The 21,012-nt window shown below is 51.5% G+C and carries 15 protein-coding genes; 8 read left to right on the top strand and 7 right to left on the bottom strand.

Going from position 1 to position 21,012, the window contains the following annotated elements:
- Window positions 1-17 precede the first annotated feature (17 nt).
- Both BD_RS05725 and BD_RS05720 read left to right on the top strand, forming a co-directional pair.
- A complete protein-coding gene (locus tag BD_RS05725) occupies window positions 18-482 on the top strand; it encodes a hypothetical protein (protein WP_048349842.1) in 465 nt (154 codons plus the stop codon).
- Window positions 482-1,387, top strand: coding sequence for a hypothetical protein (locus BD_RS05720; protein ID WP_011163760.1), 906 nt, complete (start codon window positions 482-484; stop codon window positions 1,385-1,387). Before BD_RS05725 ends, BD_RS05720 begins: the two co-directional genes overlap by 1 nt.
- Here the strand turns inward: BD_RS05720 and BD_RS05715 are convergent.
- Window positions 1,384-2,049, bottom strand: a complete 666-nt coding sequence (locus BD_RS05715; protein WP_011163759.1) for an ABC-2 transporter permease — start codon at window positions 2,047-2,049, stop codon at window positions 1,384-1,386. The two genes, BD_RS05720 and BD_RS05715, sit on opposite strands and share 4 nt — an antisense overlap.
- 3 nt (window positions 2,050-2,052) lie before the next feature.
- Window positions 2,053-3,210, bottom strand: coding sequence for a sensor histidine kinase (locus tag BD_RS05710; protein WP_226987950.1), 1,158 nt, complete (start codon window positions 3,208-3,210; stop codon window positions 2,053-2,055).
- A gap of 201 nt (window positions 3,211-3,411) precedes the next feature.
- Between BD_RS05710 and BD_RS05705 the strand changes: the two genes are divergently transcribed.
- Complete coding sequence (locus BD_RS05705) at window positions 3,412-5,604, top strand: phospholipase D-like domain-containing protein (protein WP_011163757.1); 2,193 nt, start codon at window positions 3,412-3,414, stop codon at window positions 5,602-5,604.
- A 522-nt stretch (window positions 5,605-6,126) separates the two neighbouring features.
- Here BD_RS05705 and BD_RS05700 read toward each other — a convergent pair.
- Window positions 6,127-7,026, bottom strand: coding sequence for an Hsp33 family molecular chaperone HslO (locus BD_RS05700; protein ID WP_011163755.1), 900 nt, complete (start codon window positions 7,024-7,026; stop codon window positions 6,127-6,129).
- Between the two features lie 78 nt (window positions 7,027-7,104).
- On the opposite strand from BD_RS05700, the gene BD_RS05695 reads away from it, so the two are divergent.
- From BD_RS05695 to BD_RS05680, 4 genes are all read left to right on the top strand, one after another.
- Window positions 7,105-7,596 (top strand): phosphoglycerate mutase family protein, encoded by a 492-nt coding sequence (locus BD_RS05695; protein WP_011163754.1) that lies wholly within the window; start codon window positions 7,105-7,107, stop codon window positions 7,594-7,596.
- Window positions 7,593-8,180: a fumarylacetoacetate hydrolase family protein gene (locus tag BD_RS05690; protein ID WP_011163753.1), complete on the top strand. Its 588-nt coding sequence runs from the start codon at window positions 7,593-7,595 to the stop codon at window positions 8,178-8,180. The genes BD_RS05695 and BD_RS05690 overlap by 4 nt, the downstream gene beginning before the upstream one ends.
- A 106-nt stretch (window positions 8,181-8,286) precedes the next feature.
- Window positions 8,287-11,235, top strand: coding sequence for an L-glutamate gamma-semialdehyde dehydrogenase (gene pruA / locus BD_RS05685; RefSeq protein ID WP_011163752.1), 2,949 nt, complete (start codon window positions 8,287-8,289; stop codon window positions 11,233-11,235).
- A 204-nt stretch (window positions 11,236-11,439) separates the two neighbouring features.
- A complete protein-coding gene (locus tag BD_RS05680; RefSeq protein ID WP_011163751.1) occupies window positions 11,440-11,895 on the top strand; it encodes a hypothetical protein in 456 nt (151 codons plus the stop codon).
- Here BD_RS05680 and BD_RS05675 read toward each other — a convergent pair.
- Window positions 11,876-12,496: a hypothetical protein gene (locus tag BD_RS05675; protein WP_011163750.1), complete on the bottom strand. Its 621-nt coding sequence runs from the start codon at window positions 12,494-12,496 to the stop codon at window positions 11,876-11,878. The two genes, BD_RS05680 and BD_RS05675, sit on opposite strands and share 20 nt — an antisense overlap.
- A gap of 312 nt (window positions 12,497-12,808) precedes the next feature.
- On the opposite strand from BD_RS05675, the gene BD_RS05670 reads away from it, so the two are divergent.
- Complete coding sequence (locus tag BD_RS05670; protein WP_231839340.1) at window positions 12,809-17,494, top strand: RCC1 domain-containing protein; 4,686 nt, start codon at window positions 12,809-12,811, stop codon at window positions 17,492-17,494.
- Window positions 17,495-17,840: 346 nt separating this feature from the next.
- Here the strand turns inward: BD_RS05670 and BD_RS05665 are convergent, their stop codons facing one another.
- The 3 genes from BD_RS05665 to BD_RS05655 form a co-directional block, all read right to left on the bottom strand.
- Window positions 17,841-18,716, bottom strand: a complete 876-nt coding sequence (locus tag BD_RS05665; RefSeq protein WP_041583492.1) for an endonuclease I family protein — start codon at window positions 18,714-18,716, stop codon at window positions 17,841-17,843.
- A gap of 101 nt (window positions 18,717-18,817) precedes the next feature.
- On the bottom strand, window positions 18,818-19,756 hold the full coding sequence (locus BD_RS05660; protein WP_011163747.1) for a rhomboid family intramembrane serine protease: 939 nt from the start codon (window positions 19,754-19,756) through the stop codon (window positions 18,818-18,820).
- Entirely contained in the window at window positions 19,753-20,979 is a 1,227-nt protein-coding gene (locus tag BD_RS05655) for an RDD family protein (RefSeq protein WP_011163746.1), read from the bottom strand. Before BD_RS05655 ends, BD_RS05660 begins: the two co-directional genes overlap by 4 nt.
- Window positions 20,980-21,012 lie beyond the last annotated feature (33 nt).

Raw genomic sequence — 21,012 nt, 5'->3', positions numbered from 1 at the left:
AACTTAACATTGGTTACATGAAATCAATGTGTTTGCTTCTTGGATTCTGCCTGCTGATGTCTGCCTGTGCCACCAACCAAAAAAGCCGCCTGGCGACCACCGGAATCGGTATCGGTGTGGGTGCTGCGATTGGTGCTGCCACCGCCCCGGAAGATGAACGTCCTGAACTGCATGCCCTTTACTGGGGTGGCATTTTGGGTGTCGTTTCTGCCGTGGCTGCCAACTACTATTATAACGACGAAAGAGACATGGAACTGATGCGCCTGGAAACTGAAAAGATGAAGGCACAATTGGACTTCTTCCAGAATGGTCCGGCCACTTTGCTGAAAGAAACCACCGGCAAAGCGGACAAAAAATACTTCCAAAGCGGCAAAGCCAAAATCAAACTTTACAAAATCGACCAGTGGGTCGATGAAGGCCCGAACAAAAAATATCACCGCGATCAGATGATCGAAATCCTGCCTTTGGAAAAAGGTGAATAATGAAAACCCGGGTTTTGTCGGTCCTGCTGGCAGCTTCGGTGATTTGGGCTTCGGTCGTCACTTACCTGTACTGGCAGCTTAAGAACAATCCCCGTGTGGTCGCCGTGACCATTGATGCCGGGAAAGAGTCCCTGCAAAACATCCAGATGGGCGAAATGGAGCGCATGACCTTTTTGCGCCAGTATCTGGAACGTTTCTTTAACTATGACTCCAACAACTTTTGGCAGTCGCAAACCTCGCTGGCATTTTTGATGGCACCCAAACTGGGTGAAGAACGCATCCGCGAAGTCAGCCGCCTGCGCGAAAAAGTGCAGCAGAAAAACATGTCCCAGATCGGACGGCTGATCAGTCTGAAGCTTCTTTCTGATGGCAGTTACAAAGCCCTCTTGCAACTTCAGATCACTGAAGACACTCAAAAGAACCAGCTGTTCGCCACCACCCAGATCCGTCTGAACACCACCGAACGCAGCCTGGAAAACCCCTGGGGTCTGGTGGTCAGTGAAATGAAATTCACCGGTACAACCCCGCAGGAACCAGCCTTCCCTGCTCAGGTGTTTGCAAGTCATCAGAATCCGACGTTGCTGACTTTCCCGTGTGCCATTGAAAACATTGAAAACCCGCGCGAGCAGGATCTGAAAATCAAGATCACGACCCTGAATATCAGCGAACTGCAAATCACCGCGGCGAAAACCTTCAGTGGCAGCGCTGCTTTGATTGCGATTTGCAAAGACCGTGAGTTTAAATTCGAAATCAGCGCTGATGGCAAGGAGCGAGATCTGTTTGCGGCCTTCCCGGCAACGGCTGGCAGTGAACGCCGCCGCGAGACAGTCCCAGCCAAAGCCAAGAAAAAAGACATTTACGAAAAGACCATCGAAAATGTTCTGGGAATTGAGATCGACAACTAAACGGTCTTCTTTTCACTGCGTTTCAGGGCATCGTTCAGCAGCGACTGATCAATCCCCACCAGCACCCCGATTTTCGGATCCTTTGCTTCACAGATGAAATAGGCAGGAACAGGCAATGTCCTGCGCTTCCCCTTCAGGTCGTACCAGTCATCGCCTTTTTGAATCTGACGATCATCTTCTTCCGTTGTGAAGGGCCAAATATCCGCATCAAAGAATTCCCCGACAAACAGGGGCTGACCTTCGGGGCCTTCGGCTTCGCCTTCGACGAAATAGCGCGAAAACTTGCGACTGTCACCCGCCACATAATTAAAAGAGGTCAACTTGCCGGTGACGAAGCTTCCACGATCCGGATGACGTAAAATTTTTCTTAAAACATCCATCTGCCGTTCGCGCAGAAATACGCGGGCACCAAACACAAAGGTCCCGGTCAAAAGCAGCATCGCCAGAGCACTCCCCACCGAAGACCACATGGGAAGTTTATGGGTATAGGCCATCGCCGCAAAGAACCCCGCCAAGCCCAGACTGATCAGGGCACAGGTGGAAAATACAAAAATCATCACAAAGCCCGGAAGACCGCGATGCCTTGCCAGCTTTTGCAAGCGATCCCGGTTTTTCAGGTCCTGTTCATTTTTTACTACGAGATACTTCCATGTGCGGTACATGGATTAAGGATGATGAGTCGCCACCGCGCGGTCAAGCACCGCCTCAGCAGACTTGGGGAATCGCAGGATCACCTGAGTCCCGACACCGACACGGGAGCGAATCTGCAGGTCGCCGCCTACTGATTCCAGGGTTTTCTTGGCATCGTACAGACCCAGCCCATTGCCATTGTCTTTGCCGTAGCTCACGCCTTCTTGGGCCAGCTTTGGCAAAATGTCCTCGGGGATGCCACTGCCATTGTCCATGATCTGCAGCAGCCAATGATCCTGGCGCTCCATCAAAGTCAGATTAATAGCAGCCTCTGATTCCGGCAAAGCCTCCAGAGCGTTGTTCAAAAGATTACTGACCACACGCTGGATTTTTACTGATTCCAGATTCACCTTCACCACATCAGAATGAATGTGTTTGTGCCAGGTGAAATTCACTGCGGGATGAGAGAAACGATATTCTTTCAACAAGGAGTCCATCAAGTTCGTCAGATCCTGCTGTGATGTTTTAACTGCCGGCGCACTGGACTCCGCATTTTGTTTGCGGCCCTTGGCCAGCAGATCTTCGGCGATACCTTTGATGCGGGCCACGGCGTGATCAAACAGTTCTTTCTTTTCCGTGCTCATATCATGGGACAGCTGGCTTAAAGTTGTCAGGGCCATCAACGGTCCGCGGATATCATGCGCCACCTGGCGCGAGATTTCCGAAATCTCTTTATTGCGGGCCAGTTCAGATTCCAGCTTTTGTTCGTGCAGACGCGCCAAAAATTCACGGCGATAGCCGAACCCCAACAAAATCAAACCCAATACCACACCCAACATAAACACCGGTGAAGTCAGAGCTTTGACCGCCAACTCGGACGGACCGAAGCACACCGCCATTTTTCCGGCTGGCAAAGAGTTCAGGGTGATTGGCACTTCCGTGGAAATCAGGCACTGCAGGGATTCAGGGTTCTGAACTTCGCTTTTTACTACGGCCGTGTGGACTTCTTTAAGCTGTTTCAGAATTTTATTTTGCAATGTTGGGTCGCCCTGGAAAAGTTTGGCGCGGGCAATATCGTCTTCCCAAATCCCGACGTACTGACGAACAGAATCCTGGGCGCGGTGAACTTCGTAGCCGAAGCTAAGTACGGCGACCACCAGACTTACGATCGCAAAGACCGACAGCCATTTCACGGGGATCTCATTTTGAGACGAAGATCTTGTGTTTTCCATACCTTAAACACAAGCAAAGCCCGGTCCGCCCTGCCCTCAACCAAGACCCCCAAAGAGGTGTCTAAAGATTGTTCAGGCGACGAAACAGGGTGATGTTAATTTTTGGAAATTTCTTAAGGAAAATCGTTAACTTTTCCCTCAGAGCAGCCGTTTTAGTATCTGATGAACAAGCATTTGGGAGGCCTTTTACTGGCCATCACATTACTGACTTCATGCACGGGCCCGCAGCGCGCACCGAGCTCTGTGATGTATGACGATGAACGCGCCAACCGCATTCAGGAAATCGACGTCGAACTTTCCCGTTATTGGAACAAAGACTGGAAGTACAATCAGGAGCTATTCCAAAAAGGACAGGAAAACGCAAAATTTCGAAAAGACCTCGATCATGCCCATGAAAACTGGCCCTATGTTGAAGCCTTGCTGAAAGAGCGCAACGCTGAGATCAACCAGCTGTCCTCGAAGCTTTACTTGCGTGAATGGTCGGGTCTGGGTCCGTGGTTTGAGGCCACATTCCGCCCCCGCCTGTTTGAAAAAGAAGAAGTGCTTAGAATCCGTTCAATGGATGACTTCAAATTCGGCTCCCAACAGGGCTCCTTCCCGATTGAACATATGTTTTATGAAACCTATGTCTTGCGCCTGGAAAATGATATTCCGGTTCCGGGATCCGTTTTCCGTGAAGAAAAAGATAACACACGAAAGAAGTACCTGAAAGGCCGTCTTGAATGCGATGGAGACATCATTCACCCGGGCAGCTGGTTCTTTTCAAGCGAACAGCAAAGCCGCGCCTATGAATTCAACTGGTACTACAATCAGGAAAACGGCCAGAAAATCCGTGTCCGTTTCACTCCGCGAGTGAATTACTGCCGGCTGTCCTTCTATGACCCGGAAAAATCCAAAACATGGACCAACGGTCTGCAGCTGGTGGATCTGGGCCGCGTGTCCCAGGAATGGATCAAATTGACAAACCAAATCGACATCTGCGCCCGTCCGGACGGAAACTTCGGCAACGACGTGACCGCGTTCTTCTGGAAGCAGGACTTCAACTATACGACCTGCCCGCAGACCTTCGACAAACTGGTGAATCTGCGTGACCCTTACGTGTCGATCAATCAAAAGATCCTGGCGCTGACGGGCTCACCGCTAAGCCGCAGGGACTTCAACAAAAAGAATCCACTGGCCGAGCTGGATTTTTCCAAAGCTCCGAAGTTTGACATCATCTGGGTTTCTTCTTTGAACTTCTCGGCGGATTTTTATGGCATGGTGCTGTCCAGTGCTCTTCGCTATCACGGTCAGCAAGGAACACAGATTCGTATTCTTGTCCCGGAAGTCACCATGACTAAAAAAGACAAGGCAATTCTGGACCGTTTGCAACAGGGTCTTCCGAATATCAAAGTGCAGTACTACAAATACGTGCTGTCCGATGAAAACAACGGCGGCTGGTTTGACAAGTTCCACCGGGTGAATCACACGAAACTGATTATTGGTCATTCCAGCACCAACACCAAAGACAGCTTCCTGATCACCGGGGGCCGCAATATCCGCGACTCTTATATCTTCAGCGATACACCCTTTTATAAGGCTTACCAGTACCTGAAGAACTATGGCGATGGCGAAGAAGCTTATGTGTACTATGACGATTTCGAAATCGAAATCCGTGGTTATGCCTTCGTAAAATCCGTCATGGCCCAGATGCTGTCCTTCTGGATGCGTGACCCGGAAACCCAACGCCACCGATCCACAAACATCAACGTGCCAAAAGAAGCCACAGCAGATCAGGTCATGCGCCTGCGCTCACTGCCCTATGCGACTCCGCTGGTTCGTCACATCACTTCGATGCCCTACTTTGACGGCTATCAGCTGGAAAAGTTCTATATCGACATGATTGATTCCGCCCAGTCTGAACTGCTCTTGACGACCCCGTACTTCCGCCCATCCGTGGCAATCAGTGCGGCCTTGGACCGCGCCGTTCAACGCAAAGTAAAAGTAAAAATCATCACCCGTATTCACCTTGCCGGCGACGGCACCCCGAAGATCGCCGAAGACGTGAACAAACAAGGCATCAACCGCCATTTGAAAAACGTAGAAATCTTTGAATGGACCCAACCCAATTCGATCATGCATTCCAAAATCCTGGTGATCGACAAAAAGTTGAGTTTCATCAGCAGCGTCAACATGAACCGCCGAAGCTTCATCCACGACACCGAAAGCGGCGTCTTGATCTTGCACGGCCCGACCGCCCTGGACATGCGCAAAGAGGCCTTAGATTACATCAGCAAAGGCCGCCGCATCACAGCCCAAGAAAAAGTAGGCTGGATCAACTCCACCCTCATAGACTGGGGAGATTCGCTCTTCTAATTCCTTTTTTGAAATCGGGATTTGGTTTGAACAAGGGGGGATTGGGGAAGTCACCGGGCTTTCCCGACACTCCGTCGGCACGGCGTCGTGCCTCGTCGCTTCCCACCTGCGGTGGGAGGGCCGTCCAGGCCCCGCGAAGGCCGACTGCGGTCGGTAAATCCCGGTGACTTCCCCAATCCGTCTTCGAACGAAATGACTTAAAAAGAAATTAGAGGAGACGACTGCGCACGCGCGCGATGTCGTTTATCTCGCGCGGACGTTGATTGTCAGGTTTGGTATTCCCTGCGCTGTCTTTATTTCTTTGGATGATCTTGATCTTAAAGAAAAGCTTTACACAGAGGCTGTGCAGATGTCGATGACACCGGATTGGAGGCCAGCAAGGGCTTTGCCGGCCGAAGGGAGACCTTCGCGGGGCCTGGATGGCCCTCCGCCGTCAGGCGGAAGCGACGAGGCAGGATGCCGTGTCTCCCGCAGCGCCGGGAAAGTCCTTGCTGGACTCCAAGCCGGCGCGCACCCGAAAACCTAGTGCAGAGACTCTTTGTGAAGTTTGTCTTTAAGCTCCTGAACCTCAGGAATGGAAACTTCGTAAGGACGACCACAAACCTGACAAGTCACGTGGACTGGTTCGGCTTTTTGGATCATGTCTTCGAAATCTTCCACCGTCAAAAGCTCCAAAGCGCGCATCACGCGGTCTTTGGTGCATGGGCAGAAGTATTCAACTTCGGGTTTGTGTTCGATTTCTTCAAACGGGATGCCATCCATGAACGGAGCCACCAATTGTTCTGCGGTCGCGCCGTCCAAAAGCATTTGTGAGATGTTTGGTTTTTTGTCTTCGTAGTTTTTCTGGATTCTTTCCACGACGGCTTCGTCCACGCCGGGCATGACTTCAATCAGTACGCCGCCGGCAGAACGAACTTTGCCGTACGTGTCCAGGTAAACGCCCAACGAAACCAAGGAACGGATCTGGTGGGACTGGTGCAGATAGTGGGCGATGTCCTGCCCGATTTCACCACTGACCAATTCAACAGTTCCTTGGAACGGTTGTTTCTGGAATGGCTGATGTCGAGCCACACTCAACAAACCGATGCCGATGGCGTCTTTCAAAGACAAGCCGTTGTCATAATTGGCTGGCTGGTATTGTGGGTTGGCGGTGTAACCACGCACGTGTCCGTTGTAGGAGGCTTCGGCGTAGACACTTCCCAACGGGCCGTTACCACGGAAAAGCAGGCCGACCATTTGATCATCCTTAAGCTGAGCCGCCATCAAAAGTGCGCCGACCATACTGCGTCCCACAGCCACCGTGGCCAAGGGATAAGTGTTTTGCAGACCCTGCATGTGTCGAACGACTTCAGTCGCATTCACTGCGGCAATACGCACAGTCAGATCTTTGGATACAAAGCGATGAACTCGTTCTTTACTCATGACAAACTCCCGGACTTTATGGAAAAATGACCCTAACAAAGCAAGACCCTAATTTCAAGCAGAAGAGAGCCCGCCGCAATGAAGATCTACGTCTTTAGACACGCCCAGAAAGCCATGGATTTTTCCGGAGACCCCGATCTCACGGCCGAGGGACATGCTCAAGCCTCCAAACTGCTCGATAAGGTGCTTAAAGAGGAATTGCCGCGACCAACAGAGCTTTGGGTGTCTCCTAAAAAGCGCACCCACAGCACCTTCCGTCCCCTGTCCCAGCATCTGGGTCTGCCCCTGATCACCCAGGACGCGCTGCTAGAACAAAAAGGCGATGAAACCCTGAGTGATTTTCGTAAACGCATCAGCAAGCTGCTGGAAAATGCCGCCACCAAAAGTGAGGCGACAATTTTCATGTGCTCCCACTATGACTGGGTGGTTGAAGCCATGGGGGTGGCCCCTGCTGATAAAGATCTTTCTGACGCTGAGTTTTCCCACTGGAGTCCCTGCCAGCACGTTGGTTTTCATGTGAATTCCGACGGTGTTTTTGAGTTCATCGAACTAAAAAGGATTCAACTATGATTCGCAATATCTGGGCTGTCGGCCGCAATTACGCTGAACACGCAAAAGAATTGGGTAACGAGGTTCCGACCGAACCGATGATCTTTTTGAAAGCCGGAAGCACCGCCACTTTGGCCGCCAAAGAACTGGTTGTTCCAGCCTGGATGAAAGAGGTTCACCACGAGGTGGAACTGGCGCTGCAGTTTGATGAAAACCTGCAAATTGACGAAGCCTGCATCGCCCTGGATCTGACTGACCGGGACAAACAAAACCAGTTGAAATCCAAAGGTCATCCCTGGACGCTGGCTAAAAGCTTCAAGGGCGCCACTCCCCTTTCTGCGTTCTTCCCGGTGGACGATCTGGAAGAGCTGAAGAACCTTGAAATTATTCTAAAAATCAACGGTGAAACCCGCCAGATGGGGAACACCAACCAGATGATTTTTTCTCTGGAAAACCTGATCGAATTCGTGCGCCAGCACTTCCCGGTTGAACCCGGCGACCTGCTTTTGACCGGCACTCCGGCCGGAGTCGGCCCTATTCGCCGCGGCGACGCTCTGGAAGCCGAAATCGTGGGTAAAATGAAACACCAATGGCTGGCTCGCTAGCCATTCGCGTCAATCCCCTGTTTCCACCCCTATTCCCGGAACACTAATCGCTTGAATTTTTATATCCCCGTGAGAATATGCGGCCCTTCTGTAGAGGTAAAAGCATATGAACGACATTCAGTCGCAAATTGTCTCCCGTGGTGAAGAGATTCTGAAACGCATGGAAAGCCAGTCCAAGGCTTCCATTTTCTCCAAAGACTTCTGGTATGGCTCCATCATGGAATGGAGCATGAAAAACGAAAAATTCAAAACCAACATGTTCCGTTTCGTGGACGTGCTTCCCTCCATCAACTCGGGTGATGAAGTCGCGCGCCACTTGAAAGAATACTTCTCTGAAGACGGCGGCACCCTGCCTCCGGTGTTCAATGTGGGACTTGGTTTGGGTTCTTTGGCTCCGGGCCTGATGGCGGGTGCGATCAAAAAGAACGTTATGGGTATGGCAAAGATGTTCATCACTGGCGAAAGCCCGGATGAAGCATTGCCGGTTTTGAAAAAAGCCCGCAAAAACAAAATGACCTTCACTGTCGACATTTTGGGTGAAGCGACACTTTCTGAAAAAGAAGCGCAAGACTACAGCAACAAGTACATGGAGCTTGTGACCTGGCTGGCGAAAGATGCTGAAAAATGGGACGAAGTTCCGCAGATCGACCGCGACCATGAAGGTGCTTTGCCGAAAGTAAACGTGTCCGTGAAAATGACGGCGCTTTATTCCCAGATCAAAGATGCAGCCTGGGATGAATCCAAAAAAATCCTGAAAGACCGTCTGCGCCCGGTGTTCCGTCTGGGCATGGAAAAAGGCGTGTTCGTGAATCTGGATATGGAACAGTACTCTGTCAAACACCTGACACTGGAAGTATTCACAGAGCTGATCAACGAACCTGAGTTCAAAAATTACAAGTTTTTTGGTATCGTGATTCAGGCTTACCTGCGCGATTCCTTCGAAGACGTCAAATCCCTGACAGAGTTCGCGCAAAAACGCGGCACTCCGTTCTGGGTTCGTCTGGTGAAAGGTGCCTACTGGGATTACGAAACCATCGAAGCGGAACAGCGTGGATGGCCGGTGCCGGTTTACACCAACAAGGCCGAATCCGACGCCAACTACGAGTTGTGCGCGAAGTACCTTCTGGAAAACATCAAATTCATCCGCCCTGCTTTTGCATCCCACAACGTCAGAACTTTGGCGGCGTGCATGCTTTACGCAGAAAAACTGAACATCCCGAAAGAGGCTTTGGAATTCCAAATGCTTTACGGCATGGCAGAACCCATCAAAAAAACAATCGTGGACATGGGCTACCGCATGCGTGAATACGCTCCGGTGGGCGAACTGATCCCGGGCATGGCTTACCTGGTACGCCGTCTTCTGGAAAACACGTCCAACGAATCCTGGCTGCGTGGCAAGTTCGCCGACAACAAATCCATGGCGGAGCTTTTGAAAGATCCGGCTCAAGGTTTGACTCCGACGTCTCCGGTTATTCCGAAAAAACCAGGCAAGTTCTATAATGAACCACTTTTGGATTTCGCCGTAAAAGCCGACCGTGAGAAAATGCTGAAAGCACTGGCTGAAGCCAAGGCTTCTTTGCCGGTGAACGTAAACATTGTGATCAACAACAAGGAACTTCAGTCCGGCAAGATCTTTGACCGTGTGAATCCGTCCCAGTCCGATCAGATCGTGGGCAAGATCCAGATGGCAACAACCGAGCAGGCTGAACAGGCGATGCAAGCGGCGCAAACTGCTTACAAAACCTGGAAGAACGTTCCTTGCGAACAGCGCGCTGCCCTGGTGGACAAGCTTGCTGACATCATGACCCGTGACCGCTTCAAACTGATTGCCACGCAAGTGCTTGAAGTAGGTAAACCATGGGCTGAAGCTGACGGTGACATCGGTGAAGCCATCGACTTCTGCCGTTACTATGCCCGCCATATGCGTGAGTTGCAAAAACCACTTCGTGTGGGTGGCTTGCCAGGTGAGCTGTCTCACTACATCTACAAATCCCGTGGTGTGACGGCGGTGATTGCTCCTTGGAACTTCCCTCTGGCGATTTTGGCCGGCATGGTGACTGCGGCGGCTGTTGCAGGGAACACCGTGGTGATGAAACCTGCAGAGCAATCCACAGTGGTTGCCTGGGGCTTGATGAAAATGATCCAGGAAGCTGGATTCCCACAAGGTGTGATCAACTTCCTGCCGGGTTACGGTGAAGAAGTTGGCGAATACATCGTGAACCACAAGTACACGACCACGATCGCCTTCACAGGTTCCAAAGCCGTGGGCCTGCACATCATGAACCGCGCAGCGGTGGTTCAACCAGGACAGCAGCACGTCAAACGTTGTATCATTGAAATGGGCGGTAAGAACGCCGTGATCATCGACAACGATGCGGATCTGGATGAAGCAGTTGATGGCGTGATCTATTCTGCGTTCGGTTTCAGCGGTCAGAAATGTTCTGCTGCCAGCCGTGTGATCGTGCTTGATGAAGTTTACGACCGTTTCGTGGACCGTCTGGTTGAAACAGCGAAATCCATCGAGATCCACCCGGCTGAAAATCCAAAAGCTTACATGGGTCCGGTTGTCGACAAAGAAGCTTACGACCGTATCCTTGGAACGATCGCAGAAGCTGAAAAGAACCACAAGCTGCTGTTCAAGGGCTCTGTACCGGGCGGCGGGTTCTTTGCGCCTCCGACGATCTTTGGAGACGTTCCAGGTGATGCGAAGCTGGCTCAGGCTGAAATCTTCGGCCCGGTTGTGGCTGTGATCCGCGCGAAAAACCTGGATCAGGCGTTGGATATCGCCAACAGCACAGAGTACGCGTTGACGGGTGGCGTGTTCTCCAGAAGCCCTGCGAACATCAACCGTGTGAAAGAGGAACTGGAAGTCGGAAATCTTTATGTAAATCGTGGTATCACGGGCGCAATGGTCGACCGTCATCCATTCGGTGGGTTCAAGATGTCCGGTATCGGTTCTAAAACCGGTGGACCGGATTACTTAAAACAGTACATGGAACCAGCGTGCGTGACTGAGAACACACTTCGTCGCGGCTTTGCTCCGGCGGAAGAATAGTCCTCCTCAAAAAAAAGTATCATCTCAAAGAGCCCCCGGCCGAAACCGGGGGCTCTTTTTTTTAAACCTGACCAGTCCGTGAACACTCCGGGCAAAGACTTCACTCTGGCACCAGCGATCCCCCCTTATTTACGAGCTGAGCTGGCCCAGCCTGTGCAACTGCAGGGCCGTTGAATACATCCCCTAGCAACCCGAAGGACCTTTATGAAGACGCTTCTTCTTTTTGTTTTTGCCCTTTCTTTGGCTGTTCAGGCCAAAGCCGAAGTTACCTCTGAACGATTCATCCTGGATTTCATTGAACAGTCTGAAAGATCCTTGCGCGTGACCAATGAAGAACGTGCGGCGAAAGGCAAACGCCTGTACTGCGATGCCCTGAATGAAGATCAAGTGGTTTTGATTGCCGCAGCAGCCAACACCCCGGACATCACCGTCGCAGAATTTACCGAAGTTGTTTCCAACGAACTGAAATGTTATCCGGTCTTTTTCCCACCCTGGGGGCGCAAAGGCCTGGGCGGAACACTGGTGAACACAAAGGCCTATGTGATGGATGTACTGTTGGTGCAGGATATCTTGAAATGGATGAACAACGGCCGTCTTCCCCACGCCGACACGCCGCTGTTGAAAAGTTACGATCCGCAATTTAAAGCGGATGCCTTTTAAAATTCGGCGCCGTCACTGAGTCCGGTCTGGTCTCTTCCGTGCTTCCGTCATTTCCACCCCAGCGGAAACCAAAGTTCAAATCTCCTTTGGCAATGGGATCTTCCGGATCATCAATCGAAAGCGGGAAAATTAAATAAAGGTCATAGTAAGTCGTATTCGCAGGGGGAACGGACCCATTGCAATACAGCCCGGTGACCTCACGAGCCACATTGATCGTCCAGTCAGTGAAGCCACACACGGAGCCGCTATTCAGATTGCTTACACCCAAACCCGACAAGGGTGTGATCTTAATGCTGGTCAACGTTCGATCCAGTTTTCGCATCAAGCCTCCACTCAACTTATCTCCAACAAGATATGTCCCCTGTTCTTCAATGCTATAGGCAGGTTGATTGCAGTAGCTATCAGCTGACACTTCAACACTTTCCACATAGTTCGTGCCATCATAGCGGGCTTTACGAGTTTCCCAGCCGGAATTGCCGCCAAAACAAAACGCGATCCATTGACCACCTTCCAGCGACTCTTCCGACAAGCTGGGATCTTCACCAAGTTTTGAGCAACCAACAGCGAAGAGAACAGCAAAAATACCCAAAATCTTTTTCATGAAAAGAATTTCGGCGCAGCCTCGATAAGCCTTAAATCAATTTTTATTTACAGATCCCAAAGCGGCACAACAATGTTTCAATTTAAAACACTCTCCCCACCCCGGGTGCAGTCAGCTGCAATTGGCTTAACATGAATTCTCGGCGAAAAAAGCCGAACACTTCTTAAGAAAGAAAGCTCACAAAAGAGCTATGGATACCGATAAGAAATCATGATCTTTTACGGCACGTTACCACCAAGTCGAATAAAATCGATCTCAAGGATTTTCCTTGTCCTGCTTACAAGTTTGCTAGCAGGTTGTACCTTGGATTCCGTGATTCAGGCGTTGACCAAAGAAGACTTCAAACTGCTCACTTCCCCTGATACCAACTATGTGGAGCTGAACACTTCCGCACTGACTCTTGAAGGTCAGTGCGATGTGGCCGAAGGCTCTCTGACATTACTGCTGGGTGCTGCTGACAATGAAGAATTCCCGTGCCCAACCACTGGCCATTGGACATATCAACTGGACACGGCTTCCCTGGGTGAAGGTGAAGTTGATTTGATCGTGGAACAAGCTGAACTTGCTGATGAAACCAAAGCAGTCAAGTCCGTGAAAGTGACTCTAAACAAGGACACAAACCCGCCGCAGCTTTTAAGCATGCCGGACATTATTCTAAATGATAAAGGCTTCGTCAGTTGGGACTGCCAAAGTCTGAATGACAAATGCACCTTCCGTTCTTTTATATCCACGACGGATCTTTTCACATTCGCTGCTGAACCTTACACCAGCCTTAAAAGCAACATGACTTTCCCTGACGGCAAAAGCTATCTGTTCCTGCAGGCCAAAGACGCTGCCGGAAATCTTTCAGCCGTCAAAAAAATTGAAGTCTATTCCGGTGCCATGGGGATTCTGATCAATCCGATGCAGATGAAACTGGCAGTGGCTCAGGCTGTGACTTTGCGCTTCTATATTCCCCAGGTCTTTGCAGAATACACCCTTTTTAACAATGACTCTTGCACCGGAGCCGACAACTGGCAGGCCCGCACCCCAGCAACGCACAACTGGAATCTGGCTTCTGCGGCCCCGGGGGCCTACAACGTGTCAGCCAGATTCCGCACTGCGGGCGGAATCATCAGCCAGTGCTTCACAGACTCTATCCCTATCATTGATACTTCCACAATTCTAAACATCTGTACCGCGGGGTCATCAACTGCGATTTTCGGCGTCGTGGGCAGCACTTTGCTTGGGCAGAATCCGGGTTACGCCAACAACGAAAACTGCACCTTTACCGTGAATACAACACAGCCGATGGACATCCTTCTGGCCGCTGCGGTGAACACAGAGGCTGACAAAGATATTGTGACGGTTCGCCAGAACGGACAGACACTTTACTCTGCGTCTGGAAGCATTGTCACCGCAGGCTTGGAAGCGATGGCTTCCACCCAGGCCGGCCCCTTCACTTTCAACTTCACTTCCGATGCCGCAAACACCGGCAATGGTTTTGCGATGTACTGGATGCCCAAGAATTCCATCCGCCAAGAAATCCGGATCAACAACGGGGCGACTAAAACCAGTTCGAAAAACCTGCAGGTGTCTTTCAATGTCCCTGCCTACATGCGGGAATACAATCTGACTGAAGACTCCACCTGTGCCACCGTCGGCACCTGGAAAACGATTGCTCCCACCCAAACCTTCACGGCCACCGGCAACGGTCCGACACTGTCATTGGGTGCGAGATTCCGCGATGCCTTCGGGAATGAATCAGAATGTACTTCCGCCAACATTCAGTATGTTGCCCCGGCAATCACCATTGTCACCCCGGCGACCGTGGCTGATATCAGCAATTCCGTGGATCTGACGGGGGCCTGCTCTGATGCAGGGGCCACCATCAGAATTTCAGGAAGCTATACAGGCGAAACCACGTGTTCAGCACAAAACCTGTGGAGCAAGTCTTTTGCGCTGGGCACCGTTCCCAACAACACCACTCTTAATATTACGGCAGAACTGATGCTCGCAGGCACGGCAGAAGCCTCTGCTTCGAAATCCTACACCATTCAACGCTTTGTCACCCCTTCATTCCCGGTGGCCAACGGCTATGTCGGCCCGACTTTCACCATGACCGGAACCTGCTCTCCGAATGGTTCGGTCATCAACATCACAGCACCCAATGCGACCAGCGTGTCCTGCACCAATGGGCAGTGGCAATCCGTGCAAACTGTGACTGGAAACAATGACGACACTGTCAACATCGCCGGGAATCTGACGTTCAACTCCGTCGTCCAAGACTCCTTTGCCTTTACCACCACACTTTCCACGCAGCCTCCTCTGGCGACGGTGTTTGGAGCTCCCACTGGAAAATCCCCCGAGGCCAATCTTGCCCTGACAGTCGGTGGTATTGGTGTCACGGCCTACAAATACAAATTTGGCAAGGATGCGGCGTGCTCGAACGCATCCGGCTACAGTGCCGAAATCAGTTCGGCCACTGGTATTTTCGTAAATCAAAATTCCAACGTCGATGGCGACAACATGGTGCTTTGTGTGGTGGGACTGAATGGACTTAATGGCCTGTGGCAGGACTACTCCGCGGCCACAACCCGCACCTGGAAGAAGGCGTCACTGAAGTATGCCAGCCTCAGCGCTGCCAGCAAAAAATTCACCGAAGGTCAAACTGCCGTCACTGTCGGCGTGACCCTGGATACAGTTTCTACGGTACCTGTCCGGGTGTATTACAATCTGAGCGGCGATGCGATCTATATGGTGGATCACAATCTTGCTTTGGGATACATCGAGGTGCCGGCAGGTCAATTGTCAGCGCAAATCACTTTTGACACTTTAACTAACGCGATGGACACCAATGACAAGGATTTGGATGTCTATATCACTCATACAAATCAACCTGACTACATTGCCGGTGCAAATGCACGTCAAAGATTTATCATCAAGAACACCACCAGCAGTTACAAAAAAATCCTGAGCATCGCCCACGGCTCCGACTATACCCAACCTTCCTTCTTGGCCGTGGCCGATGACGGAAAACTGCGCGTCTGGGGGGTGGCGACGGCCACCACCGCCGGAGTTACCATCACCCAACCGGCCCTTAACTTTAAACAGGTCACTGGAACCCGCATGAATTTCTGCGCCCTGACCGACACCAACCAGGTTTACTGTGGTGGTGTGGGCGGACTCAGTGGAACCGGTGTTGACTCTGGCGTGACTTATAAGTCCATTGATTTGAAATACTACACGGCCTGCGGTATCACCTCTGATGACCGTGTTCGCTGCTGGGATGTGTCCGGCTCCCCGATCACGCCGTATTATATTGATGATGGCGTAACCAAGTTCAAAAAAGTCGTTGCGGCCCAGTCGTCCACCATCTGCGCGATTTCTCTGGCGGATGATTTATATTGCTACGGAAACAACACGTACAAACAAATCGCCAACAACGCCACCGCCACCTACAATGTCCTGACCCAGGTTGATTCCGGCGTGAAGTATCGCGATGTCACCTCTTACACTTATGTTTGTGGTATCACCCGTGACGACCAGCAGATCAAGTGCTGGGGCCGAAATGACTTTTACCAACTGGGGAATGGCACCAGCGTTAACAATCCAACACCGACCGTTGTGGATGGTGCGACGAAATATCTGCAAATCAGCGGTTCCAACACCCATGTCTGTGCCATCACCGAAACCAATGCTCTGAAATGCTGGGGCGCCCAGGTCCGGGGTGGTTACACCAGTATTCAGGACGGCATCACCTACTCAACGCCGACATTGCTGAACACCAATATCGTCTGGAAAACCATTCAGACCAACGACGGTTCCATCTGCGGTATTGCCGACGATGATATGCCTTACTGCTTTGGCGATGGCACCAACTACGGGGACGTTCCGAAAACGGCGACTCCGATGCTGGAGGCCGTGGATGTATACTCTTCCTATCAGGACATGGCGACGGCCTATGGCACCGTCTGTGCCATTCGCAACGACGGCGGTGCGTATTGCTCCAATACCATTCATCCGCTGAAAAGAGCTCACCCGTCCGTGGACTTCAGCAGCGCCAAGGTCATGTCCGACAAGGGCGTCATCTGCCTGGGATTGTCTGATTCGTCTTACTGCACTGGGGTCAACACCAACTCGCTGCTGGGTGATACGAACAGCACCAACCCCAAAGTGGATCTAGTGCATACTGGCGGTCTTGCCATCCAAGCGATGGCGACTGCCGACAACTATTGCATCAACGCGATCAACACGGCCGGGAATCTGTATAGATGGGGTTCTACCTCGGCTTCCGGCTGTCCTCCGGGCACCACCACCACTCCGACTCTGGTGCCCACCAGTGTAAAATTCAAGCCGATCATCCGAAGTGTGGCGACCGCAGGTTGCGCGCTCAGCTTGGATAACGAAGTGTATTGCTGGGGGGCCGGATCGATTATGCGTACTGGTATTAGCACAACCCCGATCAACGTGGATCCGGGCTATCGCTATACCGACATTCAACTAAGCACGGCCCGCTTCTGCGGTATTCTGGAAAACGGCCAAGTGCGCTGCTGGGGCAGTGGCTCATTAGGAAAACTGGGTCACAACAGCACGGCGGATTCAACCGGGACACTGATCAATGGCGGCCGGGTCTACACCCAACTGGCCCTGGGGAACTCTGCAGCTTGTGGTATCACCGGCACCACCCTGGAATGCTGGGGTAACGGTTACAGCAACGTGCCCGTGGCGGTGAACGGCGGCGCCAGCTATCAGCAAGTCGTCATGGGTAACGGAGAAATGATTGCGCTGACTACCAGTGGTGCCGTGCACTTCTGGCGGATCAGCGATTACATGAGTCCTCCGACAGTGATTTCCGGAGGAGTCAGCTTCGCCAAACTTAGCGCCACCAACTATTCTGGAACCACAAATTCCATGTTCTGTGCTTTGACGACGACCAACAAGTTGTATTGCCGAACTCCGTGGGGTGCTGGCACCAGCCTGAACATGCTGCACCAGGTTCGCGCAGCCCGGTTCTAAAAGACCTATCGGAAAAAAGAAAAAGGCCACTGTTTCCAGTGGCCTTTCTTAATTTAATTAAAATAGAGGTGAGAACATCATGCTCCCCGAGTACCTTCCTTGGTATCACCCCTCCCGTAAAAATGATTGCAGCATAACAAAAACACGATTGCAAGAGACTTATTACAGATTTTTTAAGAATTATGCCCGGGGCCTACAATTTCCCCCATTTTATGCCAAGTCCTTAAGCAAAACTCAAAATTTTTAAAACTTTTTTGTGTTTATAGATGCTTCTTTTAAGCTTAGAAAAACAAAAAGCCAGCGGGTTGCCGCTGGCTTTTGTGATGAACTCAATTTGCACGGTTTTTTAGAAATCAAAAAGTCTATCCGCCAACTCTGGGTGATCAACGAACGGGTTGCGGTTTCCTTGCGTCTTGAAGATCTCAACATTACGTTTCATTTCGTCTTGATCTACCGGGTCTTCATGGTTCCACTTGCGAAGAACGTTTTCTTCCTGGGGATCAATCGGAAGGTCATAGCGCATAGAGAAATAGAACAACGCACGAGCCACATTCCCTTTATGGTTTTGTGGTGGCTCAAACACCTCGTCAGAACCGGCGCTGCCGATACCGAAACGGGAATCCGGGCATTTCAGCTCCATCACGTCTTTAGTGACTTCACCGAAGGGATGGTTGCCGCGAATGGCATTCAATTGAGAATCCGTCGGGAACAGGTGGTGCAAATCGGATTTTTGAACATCATCCGGGAAACGACGAGTGAAGTGGCTTTGTGGCCAGGTGTGCTCAACGTTGATCACGGTGTTGTTCGGGATGGAGCCCGGAGATGGCGGAGAACTGCGGAAGTCTTCAGGGCCTCGGTCCGAGTTGCAGTACACGTCACGAACCGCATACTGATTGCCGTCTTTCACCAGGTAGTACTTCCCCATCAGGAACACTCTGGCTGCTTTGTAGCCGATCGCCGTGTGACGGTAGCAATGACCTTGCCCTTGTATGCAGTTTTTCACCACAAGATCATAAGAGCCTTTTACGGCGATATGATAATTCTGCAGGACAGATTTGATTCGGTTTTGAAGAGCCTCACCGGAAACTCCGGCGCGAAGGTCGCGATAGAACTCTTCCCCATAGTATGGGACCGCTTGGGATTGGTTTGCCGCATTTGCGACACCAACAAAAGATAACAATGTAAGAACAATCACTGACTTAATGAGCTTGCTTAGCTTCATTCGGGTCCGCCATTTCAACGTTGGGGGTGATCTCCAGCCTCTGGACGGTAATGTGTCTCACCGGTAACGTTTCTGTCAACGGGTATATAGAAATTACAGAGTCAGGATGGAGTCAGAATCGGTGTGGATTTCGCGCGGTAAATCAGCCCCAGCATGGTGCCAAACAAGCTGCCACCCAGGTGGGCCGCGTAAGCAACGCCGCCGCCAAGGCCTTCAGGAATCGCCCACAGGTTCGCCAGATCGACGACCAGGAACAAAGGTATGATCAGCAGGGTCGGCAAATAAATCGCGCCATAATGCCCTGGCATCGGCGATGCAAAATATAGAAACTTCACTCGCATTCGAGTTTCGGCTACACAATAAAATGCCAAAAGCGCACTGATCGAGGCACTCGCCCCCACCATCGGCACAGTTCCGTGAGTATCAGACAACAGGAAGCCCAGGCCCCCGGCCATGCCCCCCACCATATAGACAAACAAAAGCACCCAGCTTCCAGCCATCACTTCGACTGCCGCCCCCAGCAATACCAGGAAACCCAGATTCGAAAGCAGATGCATCCAATTTGAATGAGAGAACTGATAAGTCAGCCAGGAAAGAGGCCCCTTCGCCCCGGAACTCAGCCCGAAGCGATACAGCAGTTGTTCCTGATACTTTTTGCGGAATTCAGTGATGTTCTTTTTCCAGGCAGCGATCTGCACTTCGTCACCGCGATAGACGCCGGCTTCAGCCTGTTCCAGAAAGCGACTGTCTCTCAGTGCAAAGGCCCCCAGAATCCCCATCTGTTCGGTATTGCCCGAACTCATCTGATGCACCCACTGGGGCTTTTCATAAAGAATCTCGGCCGGGATGTTTTGCAGATACTGGTAGTACAACCTGCCCGTCAGAACCAGCCCGTCTTTTTGCAACACCGGTGAGGAAGTCAGACCCGAGTTCACCCCGCTGAAGATCAGAATAAAAATAAAGACATTCAGCACCGCCAGCGTGATCGTCAGCGGGTACTTGGAATAGTCTTTAAAGTCTTCCGGGCAAGGGATGATCATGGAACCTCGTAACGTTCTTTGAAGTCGTCAATCCAGCTTTCCTGTTCAGCAGCGCTTGCCGGCATACGGCCGCCATTGCCACTTTGCGGGACCAGCTCGGCATCACGCAAAGCCCACACAGAACGAACGAAGCGTTTTTCAAGACCAGACTGCAGAATCGGATTCTTTTGCAATTCAGAGATCGCCTTCAAACTGCCGGCAAAGTCATTGGAGGCAAACAGCTCTTCTGACTTGAGGAATTTAGTCGTCCACAGACGGCCATCGGCCAGCTCAAGATCCTCATGGTCCCCCTCTTCCGCCATGTAGCGCGCCAGCGCACAGGTCGACGAAGACGAGTCTTCACAGATTTTGCTAAAGTATTGTTCCTGGGCCGCACCGTCCGCCAAAAGGTATTTGGCAAGATAAGCCAGCGGTTGGGCATTGACCGGATCTCCCCACAACGCCACCTCCGCCTCTTTATCCAGACACTCACCGGAAATTTCATTGAGCAAATACAAAGACAAAGCGGCATCCAAACGAGCCACACCTTCAAGATCCGCACTGCCGCGCATTTCTTTGCAGGCCGCGACTTGAGTGCCGCCTTTTTCGCGATACTCGCCCGCCATCAGACTGTGATAGGTCTTGAAGTACCCCAGCACCCCGAACAGCAGCAGGAAAAGCAAACTCATGCGCATCCAGGAATTGATGAAACGCGATTCGATCGGATGAGGTCCGTCGTCGTGAACCTTTTTAAGTGTGATCACCAGCGTGTCCGCTGCACGATCCGGGAACGCCCGGCGCAGAGGGTGGCTGAGGATCTCCATAAACGGCAAAGCCAGCAGCACAAAACTGAAGCTCCAACTGAGTGAACGAATCACACACTGGGCGTAAGACAAACGCGGTTGATAAACCGGATAAGCAATCACCCGCAACTGCAGGAAGATCTGCCCCGGAGTCGCCTGCCAGAAGTATAAAAACACAGACTGCAGAAAGGTCACGATAAAGACCACGGCCAGCACCACGAGGCCGGCCGCCACCACGCCTTCCGCCGAATTCGCATTCAACAGAAAGAATGTCTTGGTCTGACGAACAAGTCCCGCAACAAGCAGACTGACGATGGGTGATAAAATCAGAAAATCCAGTATCAGTGCAATAAATCGGTCCGCCACAAAGGCCACCGGCACTGTACTGGATCTTGGATGATGAGGCTTAACTTCTGGAGCCGACAGATCTGGAAATACCATACAGATCGTATCGGCCTGAAACAGGAAACACTA

This window comes from Bdellovibrio bacteriovorus HD100 (assembly GCF_000196175.1).
GTDB lineage: Bacteria > Bdellovibrionota > Bdellovibrionia > Bdellovibrionales > Bdellovibrionaceae > Bdellovibrio > Bdellovibrio bacteriovorus.
Note: the sequence above shows the minus strand (reverse complement) of the source record. Positions and strands in the feature narration are given on the sequence as shown.

Coding starts and splice junctions, on each gene's coding strand:
- BD_RS05675 (WP_011163750.1), bottom strand. CDS start 12,496: ATGAAAAAGATTTTGGGTATTTTTGCTGTTCTCTTCGCTGTTGGTTGC.
- BD_RS05660 (WP_011163747.1), bottom strand. CDS start 19,756: ATGATCATCCCTTGCCCGGAAGACTTTAAAGACTATTCCAAGTACCCG.
- BD_RS05695 (WP_011163754.1), top strand. CDS start 7,105: ATGAAGATCTACGTCTTTAGACACGCCCAGAAAGCCATGGATTTTTCC.
- BD_RS05655 (WP_011163746.1), bottom strand. CDS start 20,979: ATGGTATTTCCAGATCTGTCGGCTCCAGAAGTTAAGCCTCATCATCCA.
- BD_RS05665 (WP_041583492.1), bottom strand. CDS start 18,716: ATGAAGCTAAGCAAGCTCATTAAGTCAGTGATTGTTCTTACATTGTTA.
- BD_RS05725 (WP_048349842.1), top strand. CDS start 18: ATGAAATCAATGTGTTTGCTTCTTGGATTCTGCCTGCTGATGTCTGCC.
- BD_RS05720 (WP_011163760.1), top strand. CDS start 482: ATGAAAACCCGGGTTTTGTCGGTCCTGCTGGCAGCTTCGGTGATTTGG.
- BD_RS05705 (WP_011163757.1), top strand. CDS start 3,412: ATGAACAAGCATTTGGGAGGCCTTTTACTGGCCATCACATTACTGACT.
- BD_RS05700 (WP_011163755.1), bottom strand. CDS start 7,026: ATGAGTAAAGAACGAGTTCATCGCTTTGTATCCAAAGATCTGACTGTG.
- BD_RS05690 (WP_011163753.1), top strand. CDS start 7,593: ATGATTCGCAATATCTGGGCTGTCGGCCGCAATTACGCTGAACACGCA.
- pruA (WP_011163752.1), top strand. CDS start 8,287: ATGAACGACATTCAGTCGCAAATTGTCTCCCGTGGTGAAGAGATTCTG.
- BD_RS05715 (WP_011163759.1), bottom strand. CDS start 2,049: ATGTACCGCACATGGAAGTATCTCGTAGTAAAAAATGAACAGGACCTG.
- BD_RS05680 (WP_011163751.1), top strand. CDS start 11,440: ATGAAGACGCTTCTTCTTTTTGTTTTTGCCCTTTCTTTGGCTGTTCAG.